Source organism: Shimia isoporae (assembly GCF_004346865.1).
GTDB lineage: Bacteria > Pseudomonadota > Alphaproteobacteria > Rhodobacterales > Rhodobacteraceae > Shimia > Shimia isoporae.
This window is the reverse complement of the sequence record NZ_SMGR01000001.1, coordinates 1-23,404: the sequence shown is the minus strand read 5'-3', so window position 1 is coordinate 23,404 and position 23,404 is coordinate 1. Positions and strand designations below refer to the sequence as shown.

Sequence of the window (23,404 nt, the reverse complement as noted above, 5' to 3'; positions counted from 1 at the left end):
AAACTGGAACACGAACCCCGAGGAGCCGCTCATGAGCGCCGCACCGGATCACACCCCGACAATGGCGCGCATGTCGCTGGGCGAGCGTCTCGCCCCACATGCGCCAGTCCTTTTGGTCATTGGCTTGATGCTACTCGGGCTGATTGCAATACCCGCCACATCAAGCTGGCTCACACTCACGGTTTCAGGCCTTGCAATGGGCATGATGATTTTCATCATGGCATCTGGTCTGACACTGGTCTTTGGCCTGATGGATGTCATCAACTTCGGCCACGGTGCTTTCGTCTCGGTTGGCGCCTTCGTGGGGGTCAGTTTCCTTTTGCTGCTCGAGCACATGACTGGCGCCAGCGCTCTGGCACTGAACCTCACTGCGCTCATGGTCGCGATTGTCGGCGCAATGGCCGCCACGGGTCTGATGGGCTGGGCATTCGAGCGGGTGATTGTGAAACCGGTTTACGGCCACCACCTCAAACAGATCCTTGTGACAATGGGGGGTCTGATCGTCGTCGAACAGCTCATTATCGTGCTTTGGGGACCGGAAGAAATCTACATCACCCGTCCCGAAGCGCTGAAAGGCGCGATCACCTTCGCAGGCGCGGCACTCGAAAAGTACCGACTTGTCGCAGTGGCAATCGGCATCGTGATCTTTGCCGCCATGCGCTTTGTCCTGCGTCGCACCAAGATCGGCCTGATCGTTCGAGCCGGTGTAGAAAACGGCGAAATGGTCGAGGCCTTGGGATACCGCCTGCGGATGGTGTTCATCGGCGTCTTTATTGCCGGTTCCGCACTCGCCGGTTTGGGCGGCGTTCTTTGGGGTCTCTATCAGGAAGTCATTACCGCCCACATGGGCAACCAGACCATGATCCTGGTCTTCATCGTGGTGATCATCGGCGGGCTCGGCTCCGTCGAAGGCTGCTTTATCGGCGCGCTTCTGGTGGGTCTGATGCAGAACTACGTTGCCTTCCTTGAACCCAAGGCTGCGCTGATTTCAAACATCGCCCTGATGGTCGCAATCCTGATGTGGCGTCCGATGGGGATGATCCCGGTGGTAAAGGCGAAATGACCATGCTGAGCAAACTTCTCTCCGGCGACATGCCGCGCTCCACCGTTCTGGCGGTCCTGCTTGTGGCTATTCTGTTTTGCCTTGCCTTCGCGCCGTTTCTATTCCCCGGCGTGCGCTCGGTAGACACCGCCGCCCGCATCTGCATCTTCATCGTTCTGGTGGCGAGCTACGATCTGTTGCTCGGATACGGCGGCATCGTGAGCTTTGCCCATACCATGTTCTTTGGACTGGGAGCCTACGGCGTCGCCCTTGCAAGCACGCACATGGGACGTGGATTTGACGCGCTCATTGTCGGCGCACTTGCGGGCGCAGCACTTGCCGCGCTCCTGGCCTTGGTCATCGGCCTGTTCAGCTTGCGAGTCCGCGCTATCTTCTTTGCGATGATCACGCTCGCTGTGGCCTCCGCCGTCGCAGTTCTGGTCAGCCAGCTTTCTGGCCTGACTGGCGGCGAAGATGGGCTGTCGTTCAAAATTCCTCGCGCACTGGGGCCTGCTTTCAAGTTCGCTGACGGCGAAATCCTCGGTGTCAAAGCCAACGGCAAACTGCTGAAGTACTACCTTGTATTCGGGTCCTGCCTGATCCTGTTCCTGTTGATGCTTCGCATCGTACACTCGCCCTTCGGTCGGGTTCTGCTCGCCATCCGCGAAAACGACTTCCGCGCCGAAGCCATCGGGTACAGAGTCGTGCACTACCGTGTCGCGGCCACCTGCCTTTCGGCTGCCATAGCAGCTCTGGCAGGAGCGCTTTACGCGATCTGGCTGCGCTACGTCGGGCCCGATACCACCCTCTCGATGGAGATCATGATCGACATCCTGCTGATGGTCGTGATCGGAGGCATGGGAACAATGTATGGTGCTGTAATCGGCGCGACCATCTTCGTGTTGGCGCAAAACTACCTGCAGGGCCTCATGGACGTTGCAGGCAGTGCCGTTTCAGCCCTTCCGATCCTGCCGGAACTGCTGAATGCAGACCGCTGGCTCCTGTGGCTGGGTGTGCTGTTCATCCTGTCGGTCTACTTCTTCCCAACAGGCATTGTCGGCCGCCTCAGGCAAGGCAGAACCTGACACGGCTCCCGACCGCGCGGCTCAAAGCCGCGCGGCTGCCTGCGCATAACCACCGGCGGCACCATCCACAAAGTGCATGTGGTTGCTTTCAGTGGCCGAGGGTACAAAACAGGTCATCATCGCCTCTGACTGCGCGTGCAAACCGTAACGCACCAACCCCGCGGATTTTGCCTTGCGCAACACCTTTTCTATCCGCGCCTGCGTTTCCGCGTCGCAATCAAGCGTCATCTTCAACCCATCGTCGAACTTTCGGAAATCCGCATTCTCGGCCACTTCCGCACGGTAGGCTGTGGGGTCGAAGTTGCCGACACCACGGGACTTCATCAGCGCCCAGATCAGCATGTTCTCGACAAGCAGCTTTCCCAGCTTCCATGCGACCGGACCACCTTGGCGCACCCGTGCTTCAATCGTCATCCCCGGTGGTGGAAAACGCGCCTCCGGCCCGACACGAGGTACAGGGTGCATTGCGCGAGGCTCTGTCTGGCTGGCCTCAAGAACGGCCTCCGCGATCTTCGCGAAACATGCTTCCGGCACGTCCTCTTGCGGCTCAACCACGAGCGACAGGATGGCACCGCGTTCCGACTTCACATTCGACCAACGACAGCTCAACCCGGTGAGATCCGGCGTGTCTTCTACCGCCGTGTCCTCATCGACCCCCATGTGGCCTGCTTTCATCTGTGCTTCGGCCCAGGCGAGACCACCGCCAGAGAACATTGCATAATCCACGCCCTTGCTCGGCGCATAGCGGGCCACGCGCACGTCACGCCCTGCCGCCCGCACATCTGCAACGGACACCATGGCAACCCGCAATTCGATTTCGAATTCTTTGCGCGCCCAGCGCCGAACAGAATCCAATGCCCGTTCTGCCGCCCGCCGCTGTGTCGGCCAGACTGCAAAACCTGCCCCGTCACCGCCAAACACAAAGGGAAGCGCAGCACCTTGTGCGGCGTTGATCTGCGCGGAAATCACGGCCGCGCCGACCATGTTCACGACCTTGTACCGCCCGCGTGCGATTTCGTGGGTCGACCCGACAACATCGGCAACCCCTACAACCCAATCATCCGGAAGCGGCACATACCGCTTCAGATCACTCAGGCTGTCGAAATCATCCGTGCGCGGCAGATTTTCGTAATAGTCCTGCGTTGATTGATTGAAAAACATTGTCCTAGAGCCCCTTTTTGGAACCCCTCCCTGAAAAGCCAGATGGCACCATTACGGTGTGGCGCAAGTTTTGGTGTTTACACATTGCTGCACACTCGCGTGAACACAGCCGCACAATGGCCCCTTGTCATTCCTCCGCCTTTCGGATCAAGTCGCGCCTCAGGGAGAGAGACTTCATGCGCAACGATATGATCCTGCTGTGCCTTGCTTATGTGCTCAGCCAGTTTTTTCGCGCCTTTCTGGCGGTGCTGACCCAGGTCCTTGAGGCGGATATCGGTGCAACTCCGGCCGACCTCGCTTTTGCGTCAGGCCTCTGGTTCCTGATCTTTGCGGCCATGCAAATTCCCGTTGGGGCTTGGCTCGACAAATACGGCCCCCGTCGCACGTCCGCTGTCCTTCTGCTGGTTGGCGGCGGCGGAGGCGCCGCGCTGTTTGCACTTGCCACGCAACCCATTCATGTCTCGATCGCCATGGGTCTGATCGGCGTCGGCTGCTCGCCGGTGCTCATGGCCAGCTACTTTATTTTCGCGCGCAGCTATCCTCCGGCCAAATTCGCGACACTTGCGGCGCTCATGCTGGGTGTCGGCTCGGTCGGAAACCTCGTCGCGGCTTACCCAACGGCCTTTGCTGTGGAAACCTTTGGCTGGCGCGCAACCCTCTGGTCGCTGGCAGCGATGAGTTCGGCGATCGCCGTCGGACTTTGGCAAATGGTGCAAGACCCTCCAAAAATCGACAGCGAAGAAAAAGGTTCTGTGCTGGACCTGCTCAAAATGCCGGTTCTGTGGTTCATCATCCCCTTCATGTTTGTGAACTATATGCCCACCGCCGCAATCCGCGGCCTTTGGATCGGGCCATATCTGGATGATGTCTTTGCTATGTCGACTGTCGGCATCGGGCAGGCCACGCTTGTCATGGGGATTGCCATGATCCTCGGTACACTCGCCTACGGGCCTGCGGACCGCATTTTCGGGACACGCAAATGGGTGATCTTCGGCGGCAGCTCAATGATGGTCGTGGCATTGCTTGCCCTTGTGCCATTCGTGGAAAAAAATGCGGTCCTCTCGGTCGCGCTTCTCTCAGCCATGGGATTTTTTGGCGGGGCCTTTCCCGTTGTCATTGCCCACGCACGCAGCTTTTTCCCGCCCCATCTTACAGGACGCGGTGTCACGCTCATGAACCTTTTCGGCATTGGTGGCGTTGGGGTCGCGCAATTCGGGTCCGGGCGTCTGCACGCTGCCATTGCGCCCACAGATCCGACCCTGGCCTATCAGGTTCTGTTCGGAGGATTCGCGGCCCTCTTGATTTTCGGCCTCGCGATTTACCTGTTTTCCCGCGACAGCACCGATTAATCCGCTAAAGCGGAAACCTGCGCATCAATCGCAAACGCAAATACGCCACATCAGCAATTTTCGCCATCCGCCCCCTTTTTCTTAGGGAAAAACGCGGCTAAGAGAGCGCGTCCTAAACAATGGAGACCTACCATGGGTTATCGCGTCGTCGTCGCTGGCGCCACGGGCAATGTGGGCCGCGAAATGCTGAACATCCTGGCGGAACGCCAGTTTCCGGTGGACGAGCTTGCCGTTTTGGCCAGCCGCCGTTCGCTTGGCACCGAAGTCACCTTCGGCGACAAAACCCTGAAAACCCAGGACATCGAGCAATTCGATTTCTCCGGTTGGGATATGGCGCTGTTTGCCATCGGGTCAGACGCCACCAAGAAATACGCCCCCATCGCAGCGGCCGCCGGCTGTGTCGTCATCGACAACAGCTCGCTCTACCGCTACGACCCGGACGTACCGTTGATCGTGCCCGAGTGTAATGCGGATGCGATCCACGGCTATTCCAAGAAAAACATCATTGCCAACCCGAACTGCTCCACGGCGCAGATGGTTGTCGCTCTGAAACCGCTGCACGACCGCGCAAAGATCAAGCGCGTTGTTGTCTCGACCTACCAATCCGTGTCCGGCTCCGGCAAGGACGCGATGGACGAACTGTGGGAACAGACCAAAGCCGTCTACAACCCCGTCAACGATGTGCCGCCAAAGGTCTACACCAAGGAAATCGCCTTCAACGTGATCCCGCATATCGACGTATTCATGGATGACGGGTCCACCAAAGAAGAGTGGAAAATGGTCGCCGAGACCAAAAAGATTGTCGACAAGGACATCAAAGTCACCGCGACCTGCGTCCGCGTACCGGTCTTTGTGGGTCACTCGGAATCGATCAACATCGAATTCGAGGATTTCCTTGATGAGGATGAAGCACGCGACATCCTGCGGCAGGCGCCCGGTATTATGGTGATCGACAAGCGCGAAGACGGTGGCTACGTCACCCCGAAAGAATGTGTTGGCGACTTCGCCACCTTCATCTCGCGCATCCGTCAGGACAGCACGGTCGAAAACGGCATCAACCTTTGGTGTGTCTCTGACAACCTGCGCAAAGGCGCGGCGCTGAACGCCGTACAGATTGCCGAGACGCTTGGCCGCGAAGTGCTGAAAAAGGGCTAAGCCCTGTCAGAAACGAGAATACAAAAGGCGCTCCGCTCGGAGCGCCTTTTTTGTTGCCGTATCCTGGAGGCGCCTGACGTCAATTCGTTGCACCTCGCCAAAACAAGCACTGCTCCGCCGATCCATGCAGCTCAGGCACCACTGACTTGCCAGCCTTCCTCGACACGTGTTCCCTTTGAGGCAACCCGTACCGAAAGGCTTTTTCATGACCAGACATTTTCTCCCCGTCGCCCTGACCACCTTTGCCTTGCCGCTCTGGGCGGACACAATTCCACTGAGCGCGCCAGTTTCCGCCGCCACTCTCTATGCCGACGGCGCCACTCTGACCCGCACGGCCACATTCACCGCCCCTGCGGGCTCTCATGACCTGCTGATCACCAACCTGCCCGAAGAGATCGATCCAACCACCGTACGGGTCGCCATCGACGGCGCGACGCTTGGCGCGGTTACAGTGCGCTTTGCCAAGGTGCCGCCGATCGCTGAATTGGACAGCGCAACGCTTGAAGCCGCCAAAGCCGAAGTCGACCGGATCGAGGCCGCCCTGCGCGCGACCCGCGACGAGCAGGCCGACGTGCTGATGCAGGCCGATGCGGCAAATGCCCGCCTTGGATATCTAAATCGCCTGCAAAGTCCTCAGGATGCGGCCAGCCCCGAAGCCCTGACACAAACCCTAGCCATCATCGGACAGGAAACGCTCAAAGCACGACAGGAGGCAGCAGCGTCGCAGCGCGCGGCCCGCGCGTTTGAACAGACCCTCGAAGACTTGGCTGAAGCTCTGTCCGATGCCCGCGCAACCGTAGAAGCCCTCACGCCGCCAGAAACCGAAAAATCCATGCTCGCCGCCGAAGTGTCCTCGGACCAGCCAATCAACGGCTCTGTAACACTGGTGCACCGCACCGATTGGGACGCTGGCTGGCAACCCGTTTATGATTTGCACCTCACAACCGGTGAGGCTCCGGAACTGCGCATTCATCGCAATGTCTTTGTCTTTCAGGACACCGGCGAGGATTGGAACGACGTAGACGTCACCCTCTCCACGAGCCGCCCCAACGCACAGGCATCCCCTTCCGGCTTGGCTCCATGGCGGCGGCGCATCGAGACACCTCAACCGGTAATGCCAAAAAATGCCGGTCGTCTGGCTATGGTCGACGAAGCCGAAAGCCAAATGGCGGAACCGGTGATGGAAACCGCTGCCATCCCAACCTTTGACGACGGTATCAACGCCACCTACGTCTATCCGACGCCGGTCTCGATCAACTCGGGCACCGAGGCACTTCGCCTCGCGTTGGATACAATCGACCTCACCTCAGATGTCTACGCCTTTGCCAACCCGATGCGGGACGAAACCGCTTTTGTCATGGCCGAAAGCGTCAACACCTCCGGCGAGCTGATCCTGAACGGAGCCGCCGACTTCTATCTCAATGACGTGTTTGTCACCCAAAATGAAATGCCATTGGTGGCGGCAGGCGATGACGTCAAACTATCCTTCGGCGCGATTCCCGGGCTGCGGCTTACGGACACGGTCACTCAAAAAGTCACCGGCGACAAAGGCGTGCTGACATCCCGCAACCAGCAAACCGAAACACGCATTCTTGCAGCCGAGAACCTTACTGACCAATCTTGGGCCCTGCGTCTTATCGGTCGCGTGCCGTACTCCGAGCAACAGGATCTCCTGATTTCCAGTCAGGCAACTCCCACGCCCACGAATCCGCAATACGAGGATCAGCGCGGCATACTGATGTGGGCGCACACTTTAGAAGCCGGTCAGACTTTCAATGTCGAGCTTTCTCACGAAATCCAGTGGCCGCTGGAGATGATCCTGCGCTGATCGCGCACCTGATTTGCCACAAAATGGTCAGGCGATTCTCCAAATCGCCCGACTCGCGCCCCAATCGGGGCCAGAATCGACGTTAAGAAAACTACAGGCCGCGCAAATTGGGCCAAGACGTCCAAAACGCGCAGCTCGTCCGGATTAGGGACCGGACATAGAGGGGCAGTCGCCTCCGGATACACAGCGAGCCTTATTTTGCTGGTGTTTGGTGGCCCTGCGGGACAGTTTTAAGGGGGTTAGCCCGGCAACCATCGTTGCCCGGGCCCGAATGCTGTGTTTCCAATTTTAGCCAAATTTACCGCGAATTTGACACAATTCGCGCCATTTCAGCCGCATTTCGCCCCCAACTTGATACTCAACGAAACACAGACACCGGCAATAACGCAAAACAGGGAAGTTCAAAAATGCCTAAGCGGATTTACAAGGAAGAGATCATGAACAACGCAGCACACACCGGCGGTTCTTTGGCTGACAAAGCACGCGAGCGTCGTCTTCGCGCCCTGATGGCCAGCAACCGCAACACCTCAAATATCTTCGCCTGAGAGCCACTCCCTTTCCCTCACACCCGTCTCTCTCCGAAGGTTGAACAGCCCGCGCACCCCTTGCGCGGGCTGTTGATTTTTAAGCATTATTTCTCTTTCTCCGTCGGCGCCCATTGATTTGCACAAGCGCAAAACCCGACTTCACCCCAATTCGAGAAAAATCCGAAACACAGGGAAACCTTTTGGGAACGTTCTTACGCCATTCTGGTTTTGGGTGATTTGGGGCTTTCACACCTGGGGTGAACAAATGACACATGTAACGCGGCTGCATTTCAATGAAGCAGTCCACGTGAACGAAGACGAACTGACGCGTCTTTACATCAAGATGGACTTTCGTCAGGCCGAGCGCCTGATCATTGAGGCAATCGACACCCTTTCACAGGGTCTTGCTGATGCAGAAACCGCGTACGGCAACGATGAAGAGCGTCACCTGATGGCTGCTTGCCGGAAAATCGCCAAGTCTGCCCAACGACTCGGCCTCGACACGCTGGCCACTGTTGCGCGAGATGTCCGCATCGCCATGCACCAGCAGGATCGGCACGCGTCCCACGCGACACTGGCCCGCCTGATGCGACTCGGTGAACCCTCACTGCGTGAACTTTGGCATATCAAGGCCATTCAAGTCTGACCCCACAGGTACCATGCGACCCTCCGGCAGGACTTGCAGGCGCTGCCACAGCCTATAGGCTGGCGCCGCAAGTCTTGTTCAAGGAAGCCGTCCATGTCTGCCACCCCCTCCCTGAAGTTTGCCGAAGCCTCTCGCGAAGGCACTGCTGCATTACCGCTTCATGTCATTGCCAAAGACGGTTTTGACAGTTGGATGGCGGGTCAACCTGACAGCATTCAGACATGGGTGGCCGCATCCGGCTTTTCTGGCGGTCTGGCAAAAACCCTGCTGATTCCGGATGCGTCAGGGTCTCCGATCATGGCCGTGGCCGGATATGGCGACGCCACCACCCGTGATCGCGGCCGTTTTCCTCTTGCAGCCATCGCCGCCGCACTGCCCAAAGGCAGCTATGTTCTCGCCAATGATCTGCCTTGGGGCGATTTGGAAACCGAATGTCTCGGTTGGCTTCTGTCGCAGTATGTCTTTGACAAGTACAAGAAAAAATCCGCCCATCAGGCGCGTCTGATTTGTCCTGCAGAAGTAGATGCAGACAAGGTCGAAGCTATTGCCACCGGCGAAGCCCTGACCCGCGACCTCATCAATACGCCTGCCTCAGACATGGGTCCCCAAGATCTGGAAGCCGCCACGGCTTCACTGGCATCGTCTTTCGGTGCCCCCCTTAAAGTCACGACGGGCGAAGAGCTGCTGACGCAGAATTTCCCGATGATTCATACTGTTGGCCGCGCCGCCGCGCCACATCGCGCGCCGCGCCTGCTGGATTTCTCGTGGGGGGATACCGGCCCGCTGCTAACTCTTGTCGGCAAAGGTGTCTGCTTTGACACTGGTGGCCTGAACCTCAAGCCTGGCGGATCCATGGCGCTGATGAAGAAGGACATGGGCGGTGCAGCGACCGTCCTTGGCCTCGCCCATATGATCATGGCGCTCAACTTGCCACTGCGCCTGCGGGTTCTGATCCCCGCAGTCGAAAACTCCGTGTCAGGTGACGCCTTCCGCCCCGGCGATGTGCTGACGTCCCGTGCGGGGCTGACTGTGGAAATCAACAACACCGACGCCGAAGGTCGCCTTGTTCTGGCCGACGCTCTGGCCTTGGGGTCTGAGGACAATCCGGATCTCATGATCTCTATGGCCACTCTCACCGGCGCCGCCCGCGTCGCCGTTGGCCCGGACCTCTCGCCTTACTACACCGACGACACCGCCATGGTGGCCGCTTTGGAAACCGCCGCCGCCGACATTTCCGATCCGGTCTGGCGCATGCCGTTCTGGACGCCGTATGAGAAGATGATCGAACCCGCAATTGCCGACCTCGACAACGCCCCCGCAGGCGGTTTCGCTGGCTCCATCACCGCCGCCCTCTTCCTGCGCCGTTTTGCCGAAGGCCAGCGCTACACCCATTTCGACATCTACGGCTGGAACCCGTCCCCTGCCCCCGCCCGCCCCAAAGGCGGCGTCGGTATGGGCGCACGCGCCATTCTTGAGGCACTGCCGAAAGTACTCGACCTGTGAATTCGGCCACTTTGGACAAACGCCTGACTGCGCGTATCGACACAAGAAACGGCAAAGTCGCCGCCGCTCACCTGCGCGGCAAAATCGAAGCCGATAACTTTGTCGAGCCAACGCAATATCGCGTCGCAATGGTGGTAACAGATCTTCTGTCCGACCCCGAAGGCGGCCGCGAACGTCAACTCATCCGGGGCGAGACAATCAACGTTATCCACGCTGAGGATGGAATGGCGTTCGGATACACCGACAAGGACGGTTACGTCGGATGGGTCGACATCGGCGATATCCTCAGTCATCCCAAACAAACGCCAACCCACTCGGTTGCCGCAGCCCGCAGCTACGCCAAATCCACACCGGGGCTCAAGGTTATGGGGCCGGTGACCCCGCTGCCTTTTGGAACACGTGTTGTCGTCATTTCTGAAGAAGACCGATGGGCACGGATCGCTTGGGACGGCGGCACCGTTACCCGTGATCTGTACATCCCAACCCAACACCTCCGCCCCATCGACACTCCCGAAACAGACCCCGCCGCCGTGGCCGAACGCCTGATCGGCACGCCTTACCTCTGGGGCGGCAACTCCTCTTTTGGCATAGACTGCTCCGGCCTTGTGCAAGCCGCCCTTCTGGCCTGCGCCACTCCCTGCCCCGGCGACAGCGACATGCAAGAAGCCGCCTTCCCCAACGCCACCGGCCCTTACCAGCGCGGCGACCTGCTGTTCTGGAAAGGCCACGTGGCCATGGTCACCGACCGCGACACGATCATCCACGCCAACGCGCACCACATGGCCGTGGCCTATGAGCCCATTGCGGACGCCATCGCCCGCATTCAGGCGCAAGGCGACGGCCCCGTGACCTCTCACAAACGCCCCAATTACGGAGCTTCTCATGAGTGATTTCTTCAAACCTGTTTCCGGCATGGAGTTGCCCCGCTTTGCCGGCATGCCGTCCTTTATGCGCCTGCCGAACATGGACTTCGATCACGCCCGCATTGCGGACGTTGACATCGGCCTGATCGGCGTGCCTTGGGACAGCGGCACCACCAACCGCCCCGGCCCCCGTCACGGCCCGCGCCAGTTGCGCGACGCCTCCACAATGATCCGCGCCCAGAACGGCGCCACCGGCGTGCGCCCCTTTGATATGGTGAATTGTGCCGATCTCGGCGACGTGGGGCCAAATCCCGCTGACATCCTCGACAGCATGGAGCGCATCACCGCCTTCTATGATCAGTTGAAACCGCATGGCGTCACGCCCCTGACCGCTGGTGGCGACCATCTGACCTCACTGCCGGTCCTGCGCTCACTGGCCAAAGATGCCCCTGTCGGCATGGTGCATTTTGACAGCCATACCGATCTCTATCACAGCTATTTCGGCGGCACGATGTACACCCACGGCACGCCCTTCCGCCGCGCGGTGGAGGAAGGCCTGCTCGATCCCAAACGCGTTGTTCAGATCGGGATTCGCGGCAGCACCTACGACAATGAAGACACAGATTTCGCCGAATCGGTGGGTATCCGCGTGATCCGAATCGAGGAGTTTTTTGCTCGGGGCGTGGCCGATGTGATGGCCGAAGCCCGCGAAATTGTTGGTGCCTCTGCCACGTATGTCAGCTATGACATCGACTTCGTCGACCCAACATTCGCCCCCGGCACAGGCACGCCGGAAGTGGGTGGTCCCAACAGTTTTCAGGCCCTTGAGGTTGTGCGTGAACTTGACGGTTTGAACATTATTGGCGCCGACCTCGTAGAGGTTTCCCCTCCCTTTGACGCCTCCGGAAACACCGCGTTCCTGGGCGTATCGATCATGTTTGAACTGCTCTGCGTGATGGCAGGGAACCTCACCAAGTAACGCATCCAAGCCGCCGCCGCATCATCATGTTCGCGCGTGTTTTCCACCGTTGACTCGAACGGCTTGCCGGACCGGCACACCTACGGTCCGAGCCAAGTTCCACGGGAGGTAAGTCTTTGATTTTTCAGTCGATAGACCGAATGAGCTTGCGCTCCAGAACCCGCAACACGGTCTTCAGGTCATGCCCGCGCTTAAGCACTTGGCCATCCATGCCGATCACCGCATAAAGCCCTTGCTTGTTGCGCAGCTTCGGCCGTTTTTCGATCCGGTACAACGGGTTTTCTGCTGTGCGTCGAAAGACCGAGAAAACCGCGACTTCCCGCAGGCTGGAAATCCCGTAGTCGCGCCACTCGCCTGCCGCCACCATACGACCGTACAAAGACAGGATCACTGACAGTTCCGTGCGGTGAAAGGCAACCTGTTCGGGCGCCTTGAAGGATGGGCGGATCGGGGTGGGAGGCTGGGCCGTCATAGCACCAGATTTCCTCTTCTTTTTAGATAAATCAACCCTGCCCTCATTCTGCCTCAATTAAATCGGCAAATGGCCTTGGAGGGAGCCTTTTTTCGCCAAAGGGAAAAGGCATCTTACCTTCATAGCGAAACTAAAACGCTACCTCCGGCGGCGCGGCGTTATTGCCCCCACCCAGTCTGTGCCGCCGGAGGCACTTTTGTTTTGCCAAAAGGGCCGCCCGAATTCGGGCGGCTTTTTTGTTGGTCTTTGATACGAATTGCACAGACACCCCTTGTAAAAAACCGGTACTGTCGCCGGACTGCATTCCTCTGCCCGGAGCCTGTCATGAGCAATTCCTCTCCCTTTTTCCCGGACACAATGATGGCGGTCGTGACCACCGGCACCGGCGGCTACGACAAGCTGTCCTATCAGCCCGTACCAACGCCTGTCCCCGGAACCGGAGAGGTGCTCCTGCGCGTGCGCGCGGCGGGCATGAACAACACCGAAATCAACACGCGGCTCGGCTGGTATTCCTCCTCTGTCACCGACAGTACCGACACCACCTCGACAGACGGCGAACGCGCCGACGGCGGCTGGAACAACGCAACGCCGTTCCCGTTTATTCAAGGCACCGACTGCTGTGGCGAGGTTGTTGCCGCAGGGCCTGAGGCCAAAACCGCAATCGGCACCCGCGTTCTGGTACGCGCCTGCATGCGCGAACGCGGCTTTGATCACATGGACAACATCTGGATGGGATCAGACTTCGACGGAGCCTTTGCGCAATACGTCAAGGTTCCGGCCTCCGAGGTCTTTCCCGTGTCTTGCGGTTGGTCGGACGCTGAACTTGCAACCATACCCTGCGCCTATGGCACCGCCGAAAACATGGTACACCGCGCCGGGGTTGGCGCCGGTCATCGCGTCCTGATCCCCGGAGCGTCTGGCGGCGTCGGTTCTGCGCTTGTGCAGCTTGTCAAACGGCGCGGTGCCGAGGCCATCGCCATCACCAGCGCGTCAAAACGGGACACCCTCATGGATGTCGGCGCAGACAAGGTCCTGCTGCGCGACGATGACCTACTTGCCGAACTTGGAGAACAAAGTGTTGATGTGGTCATCGATAACGTCGCAGGCGCTGGCTTTGGCACGCTGCTCAAACTCCTGCGTCGTGGCGGGCGCTATGCCTCTTCCGGTGCAATCGCGGGTCCGATTGTGGATCTCGACATGCGCGACATGTATCTCAAGGACATCCGTCTGATCGGCTGCACAGCGTGGGACGAACCGGTCTTTCCCAATCTGGTGGGCTATATTGAACGGGGTGAAATAAAGCCGCTTCTGGCCCAAACGTTTCCGCTGCGTGACATCGCCCACGCGCAGGAGGTCTTCCAGCAAAAAGGCCACGTCGGCAAGTTCGTTCTGATCCCACCGGAGTAGGCGTTTGGTTCGCTTCCCAGCGGTTTGCGGCGTGCCGTATGGCGTCTTCTGAATGGCCCCGGCCTCACGCAAAGCTGCCCTGACAGAACCACCCCGCCGACATCGTCCCGCCGTGCGCATAGTAAAGCCACAGCTTTTCGCCACTCGCGCAGCTGACCCGCCAGTAGTCCCGCACTCCACTGCGCCAATCCGGCTCATCCAACCACCACTCCGGCGCGATCCGCTCCGGTCCTGCCGCACCTGTCGCTACCATATCCCGCCCGCGCCAGCGGAATGTCTCCGGCAAACGTGGCACATCGGGCGCCATCACCGGCTCCGGTCGCCACATCAGCAGGGGCCGTGCCACCGTGGGCTTGGGCCAGTCATCCCGCCACGGTTCGGACCACGCCGCATGCTGCACCTGTGCCGATTTCTCGGGAATATGGCTCGCTCCCGGATGGCGCCGCGTGATCTGCTCCAACCCGATCCGCGCCCCGATACGGCCTATCAGGTCATCGATCACATGCGCCTCTGACAGCCGCTTCGCCGCCGCCTGCCGCGCCTCCAGATGACCCGCCGTATGACGCGCGTGCAATGTCTCCAGCCGCAACACCTCAAGTCGCAGCATGTCGATGCCAAAACCCGCGTCTATGTCATCAAGCTTCATCCGCAACAGGGGTCGCAGCCGGTCCGGATCGTCGCTTGCCCGTGCCAGACCGACCTCGACACCCTGCATGGTCTGGTCGGTACGGAACACCTGCAATCGCACCACCCGGGCGCCCTTGCCCTTCTTCCTGAGCCGGTCACACAGTGGCGGCAGCAACCGGTCGATCGCCGCCCAGACGTCTTCCTCAAGCCCGATCGGTTCGGGCAAGGTCATACGCACCGCAAAGGTCGGCTCCAGCGCTGCTGGGCTCACCGGTTCCGGCGCACTGCCCAGCGCCTGATCCAGCCGTAGCACGAGCCCCTTGCCAAACCGCCGCGCCAGCGCTGCGCGGGGCTGGCCGGTCAGATCGCCAATCTTGCGCAGCCCCAGCCGCGCCAGTTCCGCCTGCGTGTCTGCTTCCAGCCGCAGACCCGCCACCGGCAGATCCGCCAGCGCCGAATGTGTCTGTCCCGGTGACGCGATCCGGCCCACATCCGCAATGCCGGCAGCCACCGCCGGCGGCGTCCCGCCCCGTGTCCAGTGCCGCCGCTTGACTGCACGCGACCGCGTGGCCCGTGCTTCCTGCTGAATGTCGTCCCCGCTGCGATGCGCCATCGCGCCAGGCTGCGTCGCAAACCGCGCCAACGCCCAGGCCGCCCCCAATGTGTCCGCCACGCCTGCCCGCACCGTCAGGCCAAGGTCACCGCAATCCTGCGCCACTTGCCCAAGCAAACCCTGCTCACCACCAAACAGATGCGCACAGCCCGTCAGGTCGATCACCAACCCGTCCGGCGGCGCCTCCGCCACCCAGGGCGAAAACTTCCCCGCCCAGCGCCGCAGCACCTTGAGAAAAGCCGCCTCCGCCTGCACATTCTGCAACCGTGTGATCAGCTGCGGACAAACCGCCTGTGCATCGCGCAACGGCTGGTCCAGCGTCAGCCCCTCAGCTTCCGCCTGCGCATTCATGGAGGAAATCACTTGCATCTGGCCGGTATCACGCAGCACCGCCAAAGGCGCATCAAACGTGCCCCGCTCCATCCGGAGCAGGCGTTCGGCCCCCAATCTGGGAAACCAGAGAGACAGGATACGGCGGTTCGGCATGGGCAGCAGGCAGAACGGAATCGTGAAGTTTGTTCACTTTATGTTCTCATATTTTCCGCTTGATTCCCAGCCCCTCTTTGCGCTGCACTTCGACGGACACCAAACAAAGGAAATGCCATGCGCCGCCTGCTTCTCGCCACCCTCCTGACCGCCACACCGCTCATGGCTCACGACGGGGTCAAGGACCCGCAAGTCATGGCCCGCATGGACGGCATGGCCGCTATAGGTGCCGCCACCAAGACGCTCGGCGACATGGCAAAAGGGGAAACCACTCTGCATCAGGCCAAGGCCCGCATGGCACGCGACACAATTGTGCTGCAGGCCGGAAAAATCCCCGCATTGTTCGAAGCCGAAGCCGCGGACCCGAAATCAGAAGCCATGCCGAACATCTGGACAGACTGGGCTGATTTCACAGCCAAGGGCGAGGCGCTGAAAGCTGCGGCACAGGGTTTGGATTTCACGGACCAGGCCGCGCTGGCAGCCTCCATGCGCGCCCTCGGCGGCAGTTGCGCAGCCTGTCACAAGGTCTACCGAAAATAAAAGACCGCGCCCGACTTGGGCCGGGCGCGGCGGAATTCCGTCCGATGTTACCGAACCGGACAAACCTATCCGCAGCGAACCGCGAGAATCTTGCCATCCGCATCGTGGATCACATTCAGCCGGTTCTCGTGGAAATCCATTGTTGCCGGCGAGTTGTCTTCCATGACACGCACCATTTCCGGCACGGTCACGCCTTCCAGCGCCGAAACATCCTGACCGATCAGGAATTCAAAGGTCGCCGGATCACAGGTTTCGCTACCTTTGGACACGGTATCTTCCTCTTCGCCCAAACAGGCTGCCACCGTCACCACCGAAGCCAACGCCACAACCCATGTCTTAATACCCATGCTCAAACTCCTTGAACGCACATCTCTTTGTCGCAAACCGACTTTATTGCTTCGCCCCGATTGCGGAGTCCGGCATCGCGGCCTGTCATCATGTGCATAGAAGGTTGCATTAACCGCGTGTTTCAACCACGCTTTTCAAAATTTTAGGGAGGATAGGCGAAATGATGCGCACTCGTGCCGCAGTGGCTCTCGAAGCCGGCAAGCCGCTGGAAATCATGGAAGTGAACCTCGAAGGCCCGAAAAAGGGCGAGGTTCTGATCGAAATCAAGGCCACAGGCATTTGCCACACAGACGAATTCACCCGTTCCGGTGCCGATCCGGAGGGCCTGTTCCCGTCCATTCTCGGACACGAAGGTGCAGGCGTCGTCGTCGAGGTGGGCGAAGGTGTCACAACGCTGAAACCCGGCGATCACGTGATCCCGCTCTACACGCCCGAATGCCGTGAATGCCACGCCTGCCTGTCCGGCAAAACCAACCTTTGCACCGCCATACGCGGCACTCAGGGTCAGGGCCTGATGCCTGACGGCACCACGCGCTTCTCCATGCTCGATGGCACGCCGATCTATCACTACATGGGCTGCTCGACCTTTGCGAACCACACCGTGTTGCCGGAAATCGCATTGGCCAAAGTCCGCGACGACGCGCCCTTTGACAAGATTTGCTACATTGGTTGCGGCGTCACCACCGGCATCGGTGCGGTGATCAACACTGCAGGTGTGGAGATCGGCTCCACCGCCGCCGTTTTCGGTCTCGGCGGGATCGGCCTCAACGTCATTCAAGGCCTGCGCATGGCTGGCGCGGACAAGATCATCGGCGTGGATCTGAATTCCGACAAAGCAGAGATGGCCCGCAAATTCGGCATGACCGACTTCGTAAATCCATCAGACTTGCCCGAAGGGATGTCAGTCACCGACAAAATCATCGAACTTACCAAAACCGAGAAAGACCAGTTCGGTGGCGTGGATTACTCGTTCGACGCGACCGGCAACGTGCAAGTCATGCGCGACGCGCTGGAATGCTCTCACCGCGGTTGGGGTGTCTCGGTCATTATCGGCGTGGCACCGGCAGGCGCCGAGATCTCCACGCGTCCGTTCCAGCTTGTGACCGGTCGTGTCTGGAAAGGTACGGCATTCGGTGGTGCCAAAGGCCGCACCGACGTGCCGGGGATCGTAGACTGGTACATGGATGGCAAAATCGAGATCGATGAGATGATCACGCACAAGCTGACGCTGGACGAGATCAACCACGGGTTCGATTTGATGCACGAAGGCAAATCCATCCGCGCCGTCGTCGAATTCTAGGAAACACCCCCGCGCAGGCCCGTCTTTCAGGCTGGCCTGCGCTTCACTGCAACGCGCGGTGCTTTTATCCGGAGACACGGCTGACGACACCGACGCGAAACCGACGTTTTGCAGACGTTTTGCAGATTGGCTTTTCGCTCTTAACAAAACACGCAAAAGCGGCCTCACGCCGCCACAGCAGCCCTGTTTTCCTTGATCGGAAGATGCACGATTGCGCTGAACGCCCCCACGCCGACGCCGATCCACCACACCATAGTGTAGTCACCATAAGCATCGTACATGCGTCCACCGAGCCAGACCCCGAGAAAGCTGCCGAGCTGGTGGCTGAAAAATACAATGCCGTAAAGCGTTCCCATGTAGCGCAAACCGTAGAGATGCGCGACAAGACCCGAGGTCAACGGCACTGTCGCGAGCCACAGCGAGCCCATCACGAGCGAAAAAACAATCACGCTCGTCGGCGTAATCGGCATCAGAATGAACACTGCAGCCGCAATCGTGCGCCCCGTGTAAATTCCTGCCAACAGGTACTTTTTCGGAAAATGCTTACCTGCCCATCCGGCCAGCAACGTGCCGCCGATGTTGGCCAGACCAATCAATGAGATTGCCACAGCACCCAGCGCCGATGTCGAGCTGATTCCCAACCCGTCCAACATGCCGCCTGGCATGATCGGGCCACACATCTCTGTAATCATTGCGGGGAAGTGTGCGGTCACAAAAGCCAGCTGATATCCGCAACTGAAAAAGCCGAGAAAGATCAGCGTATAGGATGGATCCTTCAGTGCCTTGATAAGGATTTCGCCCATACTTTCCTGCAGTTCGATCTTCGATGCCACAGGGGCCCTCATCATCGGCAACAGGAGCAAAGTGCCAAGAATTGCCACCGCAAACAGCAGGAACGTCTGCTGCCATGTCATAAAGGTCAGCAACCACTCTGCCGTTGGTGCACCAAAGACCTGACCGGCAGAACCTGCGGCGGTTGCAATTGCCAGCGACATCGACCGGTTTTCGTCTGAACTCGCCCGCCCGACAACCGCCAAAATCACGCCAAATCCTGTGCCTGCGATCCCGAATCCAACAAGGACTTCAAGCATCTGATGGGCCTCTGGCGTCACTGCGAAGCTCGACATCACCAGACCCGCAGCATAGGTCAATGCGCCCAGAATAATCGCTTTTCGATCTCCGATTTTTTCGGCAATTGCTCCAAAAATCGGCTGACCGATGCCCCAAGCAAGGTTCTGGATCGCAATCGCGAGCGAAAACTCCGCGCGCAACCAGCCGAACTCTTCGGCAATCGGGATCTGGAACACGCCAAAACTGGCCCGCACGGCAAAGCTCACCATGATGATGATGCACCCAACGATCAAAACGGGGGTGAATATCGGGGTCTTGGACTGCATCGCGGGTCTCCTCTTCGCGCAGTCGGCACAGTGACCGTCGGCGCCCCACCGGTCAATTCAGCATTCGTTAACCGTCACATCACACACTCTTAATCGTTGTCGCAGGAGACTTTTCCTCGCGGCTTTCATGGGCTAAGGCCGTTCTATGTCGACCCTGCCTGAAATCTACGACGCCCGTATCAAAGCTGGCGAATTGCACCGCGACGACGCCCAAGAAGCAGTGCTGCCCCAGTTTGAGCGTATCCGCACCGAACTCGCGAAACCCGTCAAGAAAGGCTGGTTCCGCAAAGCCCGACCTGATGCTGTGCAAGGCCTCTATCTTTGGGGTGGCGTTGGTCGCGGCAAATCCATGTTGATGGACCTGTTCGTCGATAGCTTGGACGTGCCCGTTCGGCGTGTGCATTTCCACGCCTTCATGCAGGAAATTCACGACGCCATGCACAAAGCGCGCCAAGACGGCGTTGAAGACGCTATCGCGCCTGTTGCCAAGGCCGTTTCCGATTCCGTCCGCGTCCTTGCCTTCGACGAAATGCAGATAACTGACATTACCGACGCGATGATCGTGGGCCGTCTGTTCGAACAACTCTTTGCTGCAGGTACGGTGATTGTCACCACATCCAACCGTGTGCCCGACGACCTCTACAAACATGGACTCAACCGCCAGCTTTTCCTCCCTTTCATCGCCCTCATCAAGGAACAGATGCGGGTCTGGGAACTGGTCAGCCCTGTAGACTACCGACAGAATCGCCTCGCCGGCTCACAGGTCTATTTTGTGCAGGCAGGCACAGAGGCCCGAGAACAAATCAACGCGATCTGGGCCGACCTGACAGGCGGCACCGCAGACCGGCTTGTTCTGACGGTCAAAGGTCGGCAGGTCGAGATTCCGAAGTTCCGAAATGGGGTCGGCCGTGCCTCGTTTTATGACCTATGCGGTAAGATGCTTGGTCCTGGCGACTACCTCGCAATTGCCGAGGCGCTCAAGGTTCTTGTGCTTGAAGACATCCCTGCCCTGAGCCGGAATAACTTCAACGAAGCCAAACGGTTCGTGACCCTGATCGATGCTCTTTATGAGGCCAGGGTTCGCCTGATTTGCTCGGCCGCAGCGGAACCTGAGATGCTCTACCTCGAAGGCGAAGGCACTTTCGAGTTCGAGCGCACCGCGTCGCGCCTGCGGGAGATGCAGGACGCCGAGTGGGGGCATGACGCGACCTAGAAGTGTATGCATCTCACAAGTCTGTCGCAAAACCGTGGTTTGACACAAAGCCCCTTATTTTCCTACCCTGATGACAGCGCCTTCGTGCGCTGAACTGCTCGGCACTACACACCCGTTTTTTGAAACTCAGGGGGTCCCGCCATGCATCCGGATCTGAAAACCCGTCACCGCCTGTTTGTACAGGCAAGCCAAAGTTACGCCGTTGCCGATCGCGCATGGCGCATCGGTTTGCGGAATGCCCGCTCCCTTGTGCCAATTGCCGTTAGCAGCAAAGTCTCGACCCTCGGCGCACCCGGGTCACGTATTCGCAAGCTCTACGAGGATAGAGAGAAGGCTCTGCAACGGTTTCAGGTGGCGCACGTCAAATTCGACATCGCCCGCGCACGTATCGCGCAACAGCAGTAGTCGTTTCGATTTCCGGAAAATGGCAGGGGCACCAGGGCTCGAACCCGGGACCTACGGTTTTGGAGACCGTCGCTCTACCAACTGAGCTATACCCCTATCGTGCGGAATGTCCTAAGCCACCCATGCGGGAGAGGCAAGAGGGAAATCGTGCAATTTCGCGCGCCTCTGGTCATAACGTGACACCCGCGATATGACAGGCCAAAAGCCGAAGTACGAGACGCCCGTGAGCCTGAAAACCCTGCGCCGGAAAATTGCCAACAGCCCCCGCTTCAATCGAGCGATTGAGGGCATGTTTGCGTCCTATGTCCGCTTCGCCTTTCACTCTTCCAGATGGAGCCGCACAGGCTGCGAGGAGATGGATGCCTGCGTCGCGCGCGGCGAACCGGTAATTTTTGTAGTTTGGCATCAACGGCTTATCATGGCGCCGTACATGTTTAACGCCCCAAAGGGTGCGCGCATATGTGCCCTGACCTCCGAAGCGCGTGCCGGGCGGCTGGCCGGCCAGATTCTTGTTCGGCTCGGCTGGGAAACAATCGGGATGTCACTGGACAAGCGGCACGTCTCTTTGTCCCGCGAAGTGTTCAAACGTATCAAGGAAGGCTGCTCCATCGGTATCGCCGCAGATGGCCCCAGTGGACCGGCCCGGATCAGCTCCACGGTTCCTCTTGTCTGGGCGCGCACATCCGGCGCGCGTGTCTTTACGGTGGCCTTCGCTCAAAAGCGCATCGTGCGCTTCCCGACTTGGGACAAACAAATGCTGCCGCTGCCTTTCTCGCGTGGGTCCATCACCTGCCGGGAATGGACAGACCCGGTACCGCGCAAACCCAGTGAAGAAGAGATGGAAACCCTGCGCCTGAGTCTTCAGCGCTCGCTGGACGAAATCACCGATGCCGCCGATGCATCGCTCGGCAAACCTAGCGAAAACCCGAACCTGACGGAACAGTAACGCCTACTCGCTCTGCTCAGTGTAGCGCACGCGCATTTGCACGGCTTGCAGATATTGTGCCGCGCCGACCAACTGCTTCAGGAAATACTTGAGTCTCTCCGGCGGCAAATCGGCCGCCACGGCATCATCAAACCGCGCCTCGGCCTCGGTGTATTTCTCCTCCCCAATCAAAACCAGCGCGTCATAGAAAATCAGAAATGGCGCATCGGGGTATTGCAGCAGTGACTCATCCAAAGCAGCGCGCGCGGGTCCGTATCGCTCGGCATTGAGCAGGATTTGCGAACGTAGCTCATGGTCCCAATAGTCGGCATCATCCCTTTCAAAAACTTTCTCCAGACGGCTCATCGCCTCGTCGACCTGACCTGCATCTGACAGGAATTCCGCGTACCAATAGGTGAGATAATTGTCATATCCGACAATCTCCTCGGCTTCGGCTAGCGTCTTTAACGCATCAGCGGCCCGTCCGAGAGCGACCTGCGCCCGCGCGACACGGACATAACCGTCGCTGTCATCTGGGGTCAGTTCCACCACGCGTTCCCCATCCCGAAGCGCCTGCGCGGGACGATCAAGATTGAGCAAAATCAAAGACCTGCGCGAGAGCGAAGACACATCGTCCGGCGCTTCCTGCAACGCCCGATTGATGTAGGGCAATGCCTCCACCCACTTGTCTTCTTCCGTCAGGACATACCCAACGCCGTAGTTCGCGCTCACGTCATCCGGGTTGATCTCAAGCGCGTCCTCAAAAGCGTCAATCGCCTCGGCGTGAAAATCCTCGATGGAATAGAGCCAGCCTTTCTGCCGCATTGCCCAAGCGTAGGTTGGCGTGATCGCAAGCGCGGCATCCAAGTAGCCGACGGCCTCGACGAGAGGCAATTGCCCGGAGCGATACAAACTCGCTCCCAGCCCGGCCAAAGACTGCTCCTCCGGCTTGGTTTCCATCGCCTGCGCAAAGAAGCTTGCCGCTTCGCTGTAATCGTCACGGCCATAGGCAAGCCAGCCCAAGCCGTTGAACGCCTCCGCCGAGACCGGATCAAGCTCAAGCATAACATTGAATTGCTCAAACGCCTTTTCCTCATCACCGGCATCGTGATGGGCCCACGCGAGGGTCTCCATCATCTCGATCCTTTGCACCGCTGTGGCCCCGGTGGTCTGGAGAGCGTGCTCACAGATCTCGACAAGGCGCTCCGGCGTGTCGCTGTTTGCCAGACAAGCGCTCTCGTAGGTCTCTTCGCTGTTTGTCAGGAGCGGTTTGCCAAGCACAGGCTGCGCCAACAGGAAAAGGGCGGCTACGATTACGGAAATTCGGTTCATCAAACTGTTCTGTCTTCTCAATGTGTTGGCGCGAAGACTATCGCATTCGCCAGTTTTGAAAAGTCTGGTTTCACCACGCCGCCAGCTTTCGCTTTAACGCCAAAGAAAAAAGGGGCTGCGAATTGCAGCCCCTTTCTTTTGTTTGTCGTCTTGGCTTTGAGGCTTGGGAGCCCCGAACGCCTAACGGAGGTTTTGCTTGCG

Annotated in this window: 23 protein-coding genes and 1 tRNA gene; 16 read left to right on the top strand and 8 right to left on the bottom strand. The window is 59.2% G+C overall.

The genetic code is table 11. The features are described 5' to 3' along the window. Window positions 1-31: 31 nt before the first annotated feature. Complete coding sequence (locus BXY66_RS00110) at window positions 32-1,063, top strand: branched-chain amino acid ABC transporter permease (protein WP_132858161.1); 1,032 nt, start codon at window positions 32-34, stop codon at window positions 1,061-1,063. A gap of 2 nt (window positions 1,064-1,065) precedes the next feature. Continuing rightward, window positions 1,066-2,127: a branched-chain amino acid ABC transporter permease gene (locus tag BXY66_RS00105; RefSeq protein WP_132858160.1), complete on the top strand. Its 1,062-nt coding sequence runs from the start codon at window positions 1,066-1,068 to the stop codon at window positions 2,125-2,127. A 21-nt stretch (window positions 2,128-2,148) separates the two neighbouring features. On the opposite strand, the gene BXY66_RS00100 is transcribed toward BXY66_RS00105, so the two are convergent. Next, the gene (locus tag BXY66_RS00100) at window positions 2,149-3,288 is read right to left on the bottom strand and encodes a DUF3095 domain-containing protein (RefSeq protein WP_132858159.1); all 1,140 of its coding nucleotides are present in this window, start codon (window positions 3,286-3,288) and stop codon (window positions 2,149-2,151) included. A 176-nt stretch (window positions 3,289-3,464) separates the two neighbouring features. On the opposite strand from BXY66_RS00100, the gene BXY66_RS00095 reads away from it, so the two are divergent. The 8 genes from BXY66_RS00095 to speB all read left to right on the top strand — a co-directional run bounded on the left by BXY66_RS00095 (window position 3,465) and on the right by speB (window position 12,138). Further along, window positions 3,465-4,637 carry an MFS transporter gene (locus BXY66_RS00095; protein ID WP_132858158.1) on the top strand — a complete coding sequence of 391 codons (1,173 nt, stop codon included), beginning with the start codon at window positions 3,465-3,467 and terminating at the stop codon, window positions 4,635-4,637. 132 nt (window positions 4,638-4,769) lie between these two features. Then, a complete protein-coding gene (locus tag BXY66_RS00090) occupies window positions 4,770-5,792 on the top strand; it encodes an aspartate-semialdehyde dehydrogenase (protein WP_132858157.1) in 1,023 nt (340 codons plus the stop codon). A 205-nt stretch (window positions 5,793-5,997) separates the two neighbouring features. After that, entirely contained in the window at window positions 5,998-7,620 is a 1,623-nt protein-coding gene (locus BXY66_RS00085) for a DUF4139 domain-containing protein (protein ID WP_132858156.1), read from the top strand. A 407-nt stretch (window positions 7,621-8,027) separates the two neighbouring features. Next, window positions 8,028-8,165 carry a hypothetical protein gene (locus tag BXY66_RS20370; RefSeq protein ID WP_165929062.1) on the top strand — a complete coding sequence of 46 codons (138 nt, stop codon included), beginning with the start codon at window positions 8,028-8,030 and terminating at the stop codon, window positions 8,163-8,165. Between the two features lie 247 nt (window positions 8,166-8,412). Next, window positions 8,413-8,793: a hypothetical protein gene (locus tag BXY66_RS00080; protein WP_132858155.1), complete on the top strand. Its 381-nt coding sequence runs from the start codon at window positions 8,413-8,415 to the stop codon at window positions 8,791-8,793. 93 nt (window positions 8,794-8,886) lie between these two features. Continuing rightward, window positions 8,887-10,296: a leucyl aminopeptidase family protein gene (locus BXY66_RS00075; protein WP_132858154.1), complete on the top strand. Its 1,410-nt coding sequence runs from the start codon at window positions 8,887-8,889 to the stop codon at window positions 10,294-10,296. Further along, complete coding sequence (locus BXY66_RS00070) at window positions 10,293-11,186, top strand: C40 family peptidase (RefSeq protein WP_243694255.1); 894 nt, start codon at window positions 10,293-10,295, stop codon at window positions 11,184-11,186. The genes BXY66_RS00075 and BXY66_RS00070 overlap by 4 nt, the downstream gene beginning before the upstream one ends. Beyond that, on the top strand, window positions 11,179-12,138 hold the full coding sequence (gene speB / locus BXY66_RS00065; protein ID WP_132858153.1) for an agmatinase: 960 nt from the start codon (window positions 11,179-11,181) through the stop codon (window positions 12,136-12,138). Before BXY66_RS00070 ends, speB begins: the two co-directional genes overlap by 8 nt. Window positions 12,139-12,262: 124 nt before the next feature. On the opposite strand, the gene BXY66_RS00060 is transcribed toward speB, so the two are convergent. Next, the gene (locus tag BXY66_RS00060) at window positions 12,263-12,610 is read right to left on the bottom strand and encodes a DUF2794 domain-containing protein (protein WP_132858152.1); all 348 of its coding nucleotides are present in this window, start codon (window positions 12,608-12,610) and stop codon (window positions 12,263-12,265) included. Window positions 12,611-12,934: 324 nt separating this feature from the next. Between BXY66_RS00060 and BXY66_RS00055 the strand changes: the two genes are divergently transcribed. Beyond that, window positions 12,935-14,017, top strand: coding sequence for an alcohol dehydrogenase family protein (locus BXY66_RS00055; protein WP_243694254.1), 1,083 nt, complete (start codon window positions 12,935-12,937; stop codon window positions 14,015-14,017). A 64-nt stretch (window positions 14,018-14,081) separates the two neighbouring features. Here the strand turns inward: BXY66_RS00055 and BXY66_RS00050 are convergent, their stop codons facing one another. Next, window positions 14,082-15,743: a Y-family DNA polymerase gene (locus BXY66_RS00050; protein ID WP_132858151.1), complete on the bottom strand. Its 1,662-nt coding sequence runs from the start codon at window positions 15,741-15,743 to the stop codon at window positions 14,082-14,084. A 117-nt stretch (window positions 15,744-15,860) separates the two neighbouring features. On the opposite strand from BXY66_RS00050, the gene BXY66_RS00045 reads away from it, so the two are divergent. Further along, a complete protein-coding gene (locus tag BXY66_RS00045) occupies window positions 15,861-16,283 on the top strand; it encodes a c-type cytochrome (protein WP_132858150.1) in 423 nt (140 codons plus the stop codon). Between the two features lie 65 nt (window positions 16,284-16,348). On the opposite strand, the gene BXY66_RS00040 is transcribed toward BXY66_RS00045, so the two are convergent. After that, a complete protein-coding gene (locus BXY66_RS00040) occupies window positions 16,349-16,630 on the bottom strand; it encodes an I78 family peptidase inhibitor (protein WP_132858149.1) in 282 nt (93 codons plus the stop codon). 164 nt (window positions 16,631-16,794) lie between these two features. Here BXY66_RS00040 and BXY66_RS00035 point away from each other — a divergent pair, with 164 nt between their 5' ends. Beyond that, the gene (locus tag BXY66_RS00035) at window positions 16,795-17,931 is read left to right on the top strand and encodes an S-(hydroxymethyl)glutathione dehydrogenase/class III alcohol dehydrogenase (RefSeq protein ID WP_132860277.1); all 1,137 of its coding nucleotides are present in this window, start codon (window positions 16,795-16,797) and stop codon (window positions 17,929-17,931) included. Window positions 17,932-18,095: 164 nt separating this feature from the next. On the opposite strand, the gene BXY66_RS00030 is transcribed toward BXY66_RS00035, so the two are convergent. Next, window positions 18,096-19,328, bottom strand: coding sequence for an MFS transporter (locus tag BXY66_RS00030; RefSeq protein WP_132858148.1), 1,233 nt, complete (start codon window positions 19,326-19,328; stop codon window positions 18,096-18,098). A gap of 145 nt (window positions 19,329-19,473) precedes the next feature. Here BXY66_RS00030 and zapE point away from each other — a divergent pair, with 145 nt between their 5' ends. Then, the gene (gene zapE, locus BXY66_RS00025; RefSeq protein ID WP_132858147.1) at window positions 19,474-20,541 is read left to right on the top strand and encodes a cell division protein ZapE; all 1,068 of its coding nucleotides are present in this window, start codon (window positions 19,474-19,476) and stop codon (window positions 20,539-20,541) included. Between the two features lie 141 nt (window positions 20,542-20,682). Further along, window positions 20,683-20,946, top strand: coding sequence for a hypothetical protein (locus tag BXY66_RS00020; protein WP_132858146.1), 264 nt, complete (start codon window positions 20,683-20,685; stop codon window positions 20,944-20,946). 20 nt (window positions 20,947-20,966) lie between these two features. Here the strand turns inward: BXY66_RS00020 and BXY66_RS00015 are convergent. After that, window positions 20,967-21,042 (bottom strand) — tRNA-Trp (locus tag BXY66_RS00015). A gap of 94 nt (window positions 21,043-21,136) precedes the next feature. Here BXY66_RS00015 and BXY66_RS00010 point away from each other — a divergent pair. Then, the gene (locus BXY66_RS00010) at window positions 21,137-21,892 is read left to right on the top strand and encodes a lysophospholipid acyltransferase family protein (protein ID WP_132858145.1); all 756 of its coding nucleotides are present in this window, start codon (window positions 21,137-21,139) and stop codon (window positions 21,890-21,892) included. 3 nt (window positions 21,893-21,895) lie between these two features. On the opposite strand, the gene BXY66_RS00005 is transcribed toward BXY66_RS00010, so the two are convergent. Together BXY66_RS00005 and BXY66_RS20540 are read right to left on the bottom strand one after the other, a co-directional pair. After that, complete coding sequence (locus BXY66_RS00005; RefSeq protein WP_132858144.1) at window positions 21,896-23,203, bottom strand: tetratricopeptide repeat protein; 1,308 nt, start codon at window positions 23,201-23,203, stop codon at window positions 21,896-21,898. Window positions 23,204-23,220: 17 nt separating this feature from the next. Then, a partial coding sequence (locus BXY66_RS20540) for a hypothetical protein (protein ID WP_207911273.1) occupies window positions 23,221-23,404 on the bottom strand: 184 nt, incomplete at its 5' end.